The sequence below is a fragment of the Alkalibacterium sp. s-m-28 genome (assembly GCF_054658175.1).
Map to the genome: position 1 here is coordinate 1 of NZ_BAAGIQ010000090.1, position 7,592 is coordinate 7,592.

The 7,592-nt window shown below is 35.3% G+C and carries 10 protein-coding genes; all 10 read left to right on the top strand.

Annotated elements, in window-relative coordinates; all coding sequences use genetic code 11:
* The first annotated feature begins 212 nt into the window (after positions 1 to 212).
* The 10 genes from ACYQ4S_RS09890 to ACYQ4S_RS09935 all read left to right on the top strand — a co-directional run bounded on the left by ACYQ4S_RS09890 (position 213) and on the right by ACYQ4S_RS09935 (position 7,416).
* Entirely contained in the window at positions 213 to 515 is a 303-nt protein-coding gene (locus ACYQ4S_RS09890; protein ID WP_346025289.1) for a P-II family nitrogen regulator, read from the top strand.
* Positions 516 to 706: 191 nt separating this feature from the next.
* Positions 707 to 1,291: a DUF1538 domain-containing protein gene (locus ACYQ4S_RS09895; RefSeq protein WP_346025288.1), complete on the top strand. Its 585-nt coding sequence runs from the start codon at positions 707 to 709 to the stop codon at positions 1,289 to 1,291.
* Positions 1,269 to 2,093, top strand: coding sequence for a DUF1538 domain-containing protein (locus tag ACYQ4S_RS09900; protein WP_459770900.1), 825 nt, complete (start codon positions 1,269 to 1,271; stop codon positions 2,091 to 2,093). Before ACYQ4S_RS09895 ends, ACYQ4S_RS09900 begins: the two co-directional genes overlap by 23 nt.
* Positions 2,086 to 2,748: a P-II family nitrogen regulator gene (locus ACYQ4S_RS09905; protein ID WP_346025286.1), complete on the top strand. Its 663-nt coding sequence runs from the start codon at positions 2,086 to 2,088 to the stop codon at positions 2,746 to 2,748. The genes ACYQ4S_RS09900 and ACYQ4S_RS09905 overlap by 8 nt, the downstream gene beginning before the upstream one ends.
* A gap of 113 nt (positions 2,749 to 2,861) precedes the next feature.
* Entirely contained in the window at positions 2,862 to 3,170 is a 309-nt protein-coding gene (locus ACYQ4S_RS09910; RefSeq protein WP_459770911.1) for an NAD(P)-binding protein, read from the top strand.
* Between the two features lie 26 nt (positions 3,171 to 3,196).
* Positions 3,197 to 3,535 carry a hypothetical protein gene (locus ACYQ4S_RS09915; RefSeq protein WP_459770901.1) on the top strand — a complete coding sequence of 113 codons (339 nt, stop codon included), beginning with the start codon at positions 3,197 to 3,199 and terminating at the stop codon, positions 3,533 to 3,535.
* A 515-nt stretch (positions 3,536 to 4,050) separates the two neighbouring features.
* On the top strand, positions 4,051 to 4,590 hold the full coding sequence (locus tag ACYQ4S_RS09920; RefSeq protein ID WP_459770903.1) for a GNAT family N-acetyltransferase: 540 nt from the start codon (positions 4,051 to 4,053) through the stop codon (positions 4,588 to 4,590).
* Between the two features lie 35 nt (positions 4,591 to 4,625).
* Positions 4,626 to 5,492 carry a DUF4085 family protein gene (locus ACYQ4S_RS09925; RefSeq protein WP_459770905.1) on the top strand — a complete coding sequence of 289 codons (867 nt, stop codon included), beginning with the start codon at positions 4,626 to 4,628 and terminating at the stop codon, positions 5,490 to 5,492.
* Between the two features lie 374 nt (positions 5,493 to 5,866).
* Complete coding sequence (locus tag ACYQ4S_RS09930; protein ID WP_459770907.1) at positions 5,867 to 6,727, top strand: DegV family protein; 861 nt, start codon at positions 5,867 to 5,869, stop codon at positions 6,725 to 6,727.
* A 254-nt stretch (positions 6,728 to 6,981) separates the two neighbouring features.
* A complete protein-coding gene (locus tag ACYQ4S_RS09935; protein ID WP_459770909.1) occupies positions 6,982 to 7,416 on the top strand; it encodes a GNAT family N-acetyltransferase in 435 nt (144 codons plus the stop codon).
* Positions 7,417 to 7,592: the final 176 nt, after the last annotated feature.

Genomic DNA, 7,592 nt, shown 5'->3' on the forward strand with positions numbered 1-7,592 from the left:
ATGTTGGTAGTGGTACTCACATTTTACCAAAGAGAGCTGTCTTTTTCTTTACCTTTAAGCTGATTAATCTAAATAATCCTTATAATGTAAAGGATAGAACGGAGTTCTTAGGGGTGCGAAACTTGAGCAATAAACAAGTAACACTGATTTTCAGTTTTATGCAACACCAGTGATACATTATAAATAAAGAGTCAGGAGAGGAGAAGGACTAAATGTACCAAATGATTATTACTATTGTAGATCGAGGAAAAGCAGAAGATGTCATAGATGCTGCCAAATTGGCTGGTTCAAAAGGTGGAACAATTATCAATGCAAGAGGGGCAGGTATTCACGAAACCAATAAAATTTTCAATATGGAGATTGAGCCAGAAAAAGAAATGGTTTATATTCTGTCTAATTCTGATTCCACTGAATCAATTGTATCATCTATAAGAGAAGAAGTTGAAATTGATAAACCTGGTAAGGGAGTTATCTTTGTTCAAAACATCAATGAAGTATATGGTATGTTTGAATAGTTAGTGATTTATAATGAGCATGGCTATAGAATAACTTAATTATAAAAAAGTCACTGTATTAAAATTTAAGAAAGGATGACTGTATTGAATATTGCTAACTCCAAACTAAAGGAAGTATTTTTTGCTGTTTTGCCAATTATATGCTTAGTGTTTTTATTAAATCTCACCATCGTTCCAATGGATCTATCTATATGACTCGATTCGTTATTGGTGCTTTATTCGTCATAGTGGGTTTAACTATTTTTCTTCTAGGAGTTGATCTTGGTATTACTCCATTAGGAAATTATACAGGGAAGTCAGTAGCTAAGACGAATAAGTTGTGGATTGTACTGATAGCAGGCGCTATCCTTGGTTTCTTTATATCTATTGCAGAACCGGGATTACTGGTGCTTGCCAATCAAGTTGAAAGTGTTACATCTGGCCAAATAGCTTCAACAAGTATTTTAATTGTGGTCTCTTTAGGGATAGCTCTTATGCTAGCATTAGGGTTCCTTAGAATATTTTATAATATACCATTGTTTAAAATGCTTATGGCGTTGTACTTAACTATTTTCCTTTTAGCTATACTTGCGTCTCGTGAATTTCTGGCTATTGCGTTTGATGCTTCTGGATCTACAACAGGAATACTAGCGGTTCCCTTTATACTGTCTCTCTCAGTAGGTATTTCTAAATTGAAAAAAGGATACGAAAGCTTCAGAAAAAGACAGTTTTGGTTTGATTGCTATAGCATCGACAGGAGCGATTATATCCGTTATGATTCTCGATATAGTATCTAACTCAGAACCGTTATCAGCTACGATTGAAACGGAAGTGATGGAAACACAAACCATCCTTCAGCCTTTTATAGAAATGACGCCAACATATATATTAGAAAGCTTTATAGCCATTCTTCCATTATTAATAATCTTGCTGATTCTCCAGAAACTAGTTTTTAAATTGAGTAAAAAAGAGTTTCGTAAATTACTCACAGGGTTTATCTATTCCTTTATCGGATTATTTATCTTTTTAGTAGGGGTCAATACTGGATTCATGGATGTGGGTACTGCTATTGGGAATGATCTAGCATTACTTGATAACAAAGTTTATACACTGATCATCGGGTTTGTTTTAGGTGTGGCTACTATTTTAGCTGAACCGGCTGTTCATGTCCTGACTCAACAAATTGAAGATGTTACGAGTGGTTATGTCAAACGGCCTGCTGTATTAGTTTCTTTGTCAGCTGGTGTAGGAGGAGCCGTTTTACTGTCGGTCATTCGCATATTAGTCCCTTCTGTACAATTGTGGCATTACTTATTACCAGGTTATTTAATAAGCTTAGGACTAATGTTTTTTGCACCAAAACTCTTTGTGGGAATCGCATTTGATGCCGGTGGAGTGGCAACAGGTCCAATGACTGCAACATTTATCCTGGCATTTATTCAAGGAGCAGCGGGTGCATTTGAAGGTGCTGATGTCATTATTGACGGATTCGGAATGATTGCCATGGTAGCGATGATGCCCATAATTACTTTACAGATGTTAGGTTTGATTTTCTCAATTAGATCAAAGAGGAAAGGAGATGTAGAAACAAATGAGTAGTCTAGAAGATGTGAAAGTCTATGATTTAATTTACGTCATAGTGAATCAGGGCATAGGTTCAAAGGTTCTACGTCAAGCTAAGAAATATGGTGTTTCAGGTGGAACGATTATTTTAGGGAAAGGCACAATCATTAATCCTTTTTTAAACTTTTTATCCTTGTATGATGAAAAAAAAGAAGTAGTCTTAATGGTTGCCAATCGTGAAGTTGCAGAAAATACTTTAGATAAATTAAACAAGCAATTTAAATTCTATAAACCCCATCATGGTATTGCGTTTACTACGAGTACAGTTGAAGTTATAGGCTCTCGGTCAAGTATCTTCAAGGAAGACAAAAGCCAAGTGGTTGATCATCCGCTCTATCAAATTATTGTGACGATTGTCGATAGAGGAAAGGCAGACGATGTTGTAGAGGCTGCAAAGAGTGCAGGCTCAAGAGGAGGTACCATCATTAATGCAAGAGGTTCTGGTGTGAATGAAACAACTAAAGTTTTTGATATGGAAATAGACCCTGAAAAAGAGATGGTAATCATTTTAGCTAAAAATGATGCCACAGAATCTATCATGTCATCCATCAGAGAAAAGCTTGAAATAAATAAACCGGGTAATGGGATTATATACACCCAAGATGCGATGAATGTATACGGTGTTTACTAGTTGATTTCCATGGTAATAAGGAAGCTATTTATACTGTGCGAGTGTTCTGATATAGTTATCAATTTAGGAGGTAATAGCAATATGAATTCTAATAATCACTCAAATAAATTTATATCTGTGGTTATGGTAAGTTAGGAAAAAGCATTGCCGCTGAATTAAAAATCCATGATCAGGAATATGTTTTTGTTGAAAAACACGAAAAGAAATGCAAGCAATTAAAAAGTCTGAATGAACCTCATGTTTGTGGTAATGCTAAAAATGTTGACACGTTGATGAAAGCCGGTATAAAAAAATCTCAAGGGAGTGTTATTACCTTTTCAGATAATAGTGAAGTACTTTATACCGTTTTTTCGGTAAAAGAATTAGATTCTTCCTTAGATATTGTATGTGGGGCATCAGGAAAAGAAGCATATAGAAACTAAAGAAAGCTGGAGTAAAAAAAGTTCTAATGATGGACAGATTAATCTCGGACCGGATATTAGCACATTTAGAGAACCCATCTCTATCTCATTCTTTGAATCTACTTACTAAAAACGACCAGGAACAACTACTTGTTGAAGAGTTTATCATTGATGATCGGTCTGAATTTATTAATAAGGACTTTGAAAGTATACAGAAATTAGTGACCTCTAAGGCAATCATTCTAGGAATGCTTCGAGCTGGCACTGATGAATATATTTCTAATCCAAAAGCTGATACCAAAGTATGTAAAGGGGATACTTTATATATCATGGGATATTTAAATGAACTTGAAGAAGTAAAAGAGTTATTAGCCAGTGAAAGATAAGTTCTTAGAACAAGAAAAGAGTTTATACTGCAAAACATCTAGAGAATTTTTCTCACTGTAGAAGAGGTCATTACACACTAACAGTGTAATTAAACCTATATTGGGATGAACTGATAAAACTTAGCAAGTACTACTTCTGCTTTTATTAGATTGTAAGTACTATCATCTCAACGCATGTTGAAAGCGTAACAAGGCTTACTCGAGTAAAGCACATAATATGATATTTAGTTAGTATAAGACCCTCTAGGTGAAGTTTAAATGCCTAGAGGGTTCATTTGACTGTTGGATTAATGAAATAGACCTAGGTAAGTATAAGTTTGTTAAAAAACTTTTTCATCTAATGTCGGCAACCATTTCCTAATGCTCTTTTCACACCATCGCCCGCACGTACTCCTGTTTCCATATAGATTAAGTCCTTGCTACCAAATCATTTTTTATGTCGAAACACTCGGTTTTTTATGCTATTCTGATGTCGTTAATGAACTAGTATTTATATTGATGAAAGTTGGAAAAAAATGGTTCAATTAAGAAAGATTACCCACGATAATTTTGATGCAGTAATGGAGTTAAGCATGACAGATGAGCAGAAGGGAAATGTGGATTCCAGCATATATTGTTTGGCTAAAGCCTACGTAAAGATACTTAACGATGAAAAACCGCCTATGATTTTCGCTATATGCAACAATGATGAAGTCATAGGATATGTCGATATTGGATTTTACGAACTGTCCGAAGATTCATTTTTAAGTAAAAAATATGGAGATAAATATACTTATGGACTTAATCGCTTTATGATTGATAAAAAGCATCAAGGCAAAGGGTTTGGCAAACAAGCAATGATGAAAGTTATTGAATACATAGAGACGTTTCCACAAGGACAAGCTGATGCAGTGGCTACATCCTATTGGCTGGTGAACGAAGCCGTCCGGAAGCTGTTTGCGTCTGTCGGTTTCGTTGAAACAGGAGCAATATGGGACGGACAAACAGGCGATAATTGGAATGTAGAAAGAAAAGATATAGAGTATGCAGAAGTAGGGGCCAGACTTGGATTATAAAGGCAAGTTTAATCAAACTGAAAGGACATATATGTATGCGATATTTAACAAAAGAATGGTATGAATTATCTCAGATGACAGATTTTCTTTTTGATGTGAGAGTACATAAAGGGGCTGGCGTTTTTAACGAAGGGCTCTATCAAAGACTTTATAAAATAAAAGAGAAAGAATTTGTAGATATGCAGCAGGAAATATATGACACTGACCCTCGTTTTATGTTAGAAGAAGACGAAACTGCTATGGTCCCTCTAGATATGTTTATAAATGAAGAGATTATAAGTGAAGAGGATCAGCTGGTCTATTCTATGTCGCCCGAAGAAAAAGACCATATACAAAAACTTATAGAGGAATATGATAGTCGTCCGCCGTTTGATAAATATGATTGCAAAAAAACATTTGCAAACATTCATGAAACGCGTATAAGAGAGATAATGGATAAACTACCACATGAACTGTACCAGCAAATTGCTGATGTCCGAGTTTTCTCCCTAGGTTATTGCAGCAAAGCAGTCAAAAATCAGTTAAAAGCTTTAAGTTCAGATAACGAAAAAATGATGAATAACATTTTAAATGAGTATGATAAAGTACAGCAGGAAGAGAATATTCCTCAGATAATAGAAGAACGATTCAGCTTTCATGATTGCGAAGTAACAGATTTAAAGGTTGAGAAAAAAGATCTTGTCATCCACTTGAATACAGACGGAGGCTTTACCAATTTTAATAAAGTGACTTTTAGAGAAGCTGAAATCATTAAACAGGAAGGTCAGATCAAAGAAAGTATATGGCTTTATGATGAGCTATATCGTTTAGATAATGGTTATGAAGTTCATGTGCTTCTTGCAGGAGAAGAAATGGCTGAGCTGATCATTCAGTGCATTGATATTATTGTCGAAGTAAAATGAGAAATCAAGTTAAAGAATCATGTATCAACGTCACTATCGGCCATATTGAAGGAAATAATAGAATAGAAGATTATCATAAGTTGTGGAACTAAATAAGTAGGACGCATCTAAAGAAATTGAAGTAATTTTTTTTGAAGAGAATGTACTGCAATCTATTTGTCTATTTACAAACATTAAACGATTCTTTATAACTAGTACACATAGATAATGACAGATAGAGAGATAAATGTCGTGATTCAAGTTACGATCATACAAAGGTATGGGGACCTAGATAGGTATTATTAACTGTATTATAGTATAATGTATATATAAGGCAACCAAGGCACAAGTATAGAAAAATGTTTGTGGATAAAACAAAACACTGGAGGTATACAATGAAAAAATACATTATTACAACTGAAAGCGGGTCGGATATATCTAAAGAAATGATCGACCGGTATAATATCCAAATCGTTCCGATGCATGTAACTATGGGGAACGAAACCCGTCCTGATGGAAGTTTTGATGTTCAGGAAGTTTTTGACTATTATGATAAAACAGGAAATTTACCTAAAACATCAGGTTCTTCACCCCAAGATAACACTGAAGTTTTTAAAAAGATTTTTGCAGAACATCCAGATGCCACTATTATTCACATTGGATACTCTGCAGTAACAACTGTTTCTTTCAATGCAGCATCTGTAGCATCAGAGGATTTTGAAAACGTTTATCTGGTGGACTCTAAATTTGTGTCTGTTGGAGCAGCGACTATTATTAAAGCAACAGCTCAGTTCATTGAGGATAATCCTGATATTAGTCCTGAAGAAGTGATTACATTTGTCGAAAATATCAGGGAACGCACACATATGGTCTTCATGCCTAAAACACTTCAATACTTAAAAGCTGGGGGCCGTGTTTCCAATCTGGCTTTTTATTCAGCAAACTTACTGAAAATACAACCGTCAATAGTATTAGACAATGGATACCTTGTTCCGGGAGGAAAATACCGTGGCTCATTTGACAGCTGCTTGAAGAAGATGATCAATCAGTTTTTCAAAACCCATACGATTGATCCGGACAGTGTCATAATAGTAGGTGCTCCAGGCATCGAAGAGAGTCAGAAAGAGATGGTTTTCAATCTGCTGAGAGAAAACGGCATTCAGGAAGCTGAATGGATGCAGGCGGGTGCTGTCATTTCCAGTCATGGCGGCCCAGGAGCAATTGGAATTACTGGAATTGAAAAATGGGCTGAGTAAAAGATTAAAATCAGTAGTAAGTAACTGAAACATGGACTTTTATTGATAAGTAGTCGGTCAAATACTGATAATGGCGTATTAAGCTTTTTCAGTATTTTCTAAAACAAAAAAGAATGAGGCAGAAGTGAAGACAAATGAATTAGGGGTCAGTCGTCAGGCAATGTCAAAAGGGGGAAACAGAAAGTGGCTTCCCTTGTGCTGAGAATCTTGCCGGAAACAACGCTTCATATATTTTGATATAAGGAGAACGAATAATGACAATATCATTTGAGGAACAGAGAATATCTAAAGATGACTATATTGATTTCTTAAAGCGTACAGATTTAGGGTTACAGTATCCAGCAGAACGATTTGAAGAGCGAATTGAAAAGCTTGTAAGTAATACAACAATAAGTCTTGTAGCTAAGAATGAAGAAGGATTTATTGTAGGAGTACTATTCGGACTGACGGACTATTGTTACTGGATGTTTGTAACAGACCTCGGAGTAGATCGACAGTACAAAAATCAGGGAATCGGTAAGCAGCTTATGAAAAGAGCTCATGACATCGCTGGTGGAGAAAAAGATATTGCAGTCTATTTAACAGCGAATGAGGAGGCCGTTCCTTTTTATGAAAAGATTGGAATGGAAAAAGCTGATGATGTGATGGAGTATAGTCATATTGACTGGACACCATTTAAAGTTGAGTAGAACAGGAAGTTAATATGAAAGCTTTGCAATTTGTATATCCTTAATTTACTGGTAACTCCCAATAATCTATGAAAAATTATGTTTCCCAAATTTCTCGTTGCTCGTATGATGATTTCTGTCGATGAAGGTAATATAATCCAATCATTGTCTGGATTAAACAGCTTTATAACAGATCC

What these genes read in the sequence shown, in the direction of transcription:
- ACYQ4S_RS09890 (WP_346025289.1), top strand. Translation starts at nt 213, where the DNA reads ATGTACCAAATGATTATTACTATTGTAGATCGAGGAAAAGCAGAAGAT.
- ACYQ4S_RS09895 (WP_346025288.1), top strand. Translation starts at nt 707, where the DNA reads ATGACTCGATTCGTTATTGGTGCTTTATTCGTCATAGTGGGTTTAACT.
- ACYQ4S_RS09900 (WP_459770900.1), top strand. Translation starts at nt 1,269, where the DNA reads ATGATTCTCGATATAGTATCTAACTCAGAACCGTTATCAGCTACGATT.
- ACYQ4S_RS09905 (WP_346025286.1), top strand. Translation starts at nt 2,086, where the DNA reads ATGAGTAGTCTAGAAGATGTGAAAGTCTATGATTTAATTTACGTCATA.
- ACYQ4S_RS09915 (WP_459770901.1), top strand. Translation starts at nt 3,197, where the DNA reads ATGATGGACAGATTAATCTCGGACCGGATATTAGCACATTTAGAGAAC.
- ACYQ4S_RS09920 (WP_459770903.1), top strand. Translation starts at nt 4,051, where the DNA reads ATGGTTCAATTAAGAAAGATTACCCACGATAATTTTGATGCAGTAATG.
- ACYQ4S_RS09925 (WP_459770905.1), top strand. Translation starts at nt 4,626, where the DNA reads ATGCGATATTTAACAAAAGAATGGTATGAATTATCTCAGATGACAGAT.
- ACYQ4S_RS09930 (WP_459770907.1), top strand. Translation starts at nt 5,867, where the DNA reads ATGAAAAAATACATTATTACAACTGAAAGCGGGTCGGATATATCTAAA.
- ACYQ4S_RS09935 (WP_459770909.1), top strand. Translation starts at nt 6,982, where the DNA reads ATGACAATATCATTTGAGGAACAGAGAATATCTAAAGATGACTATATT.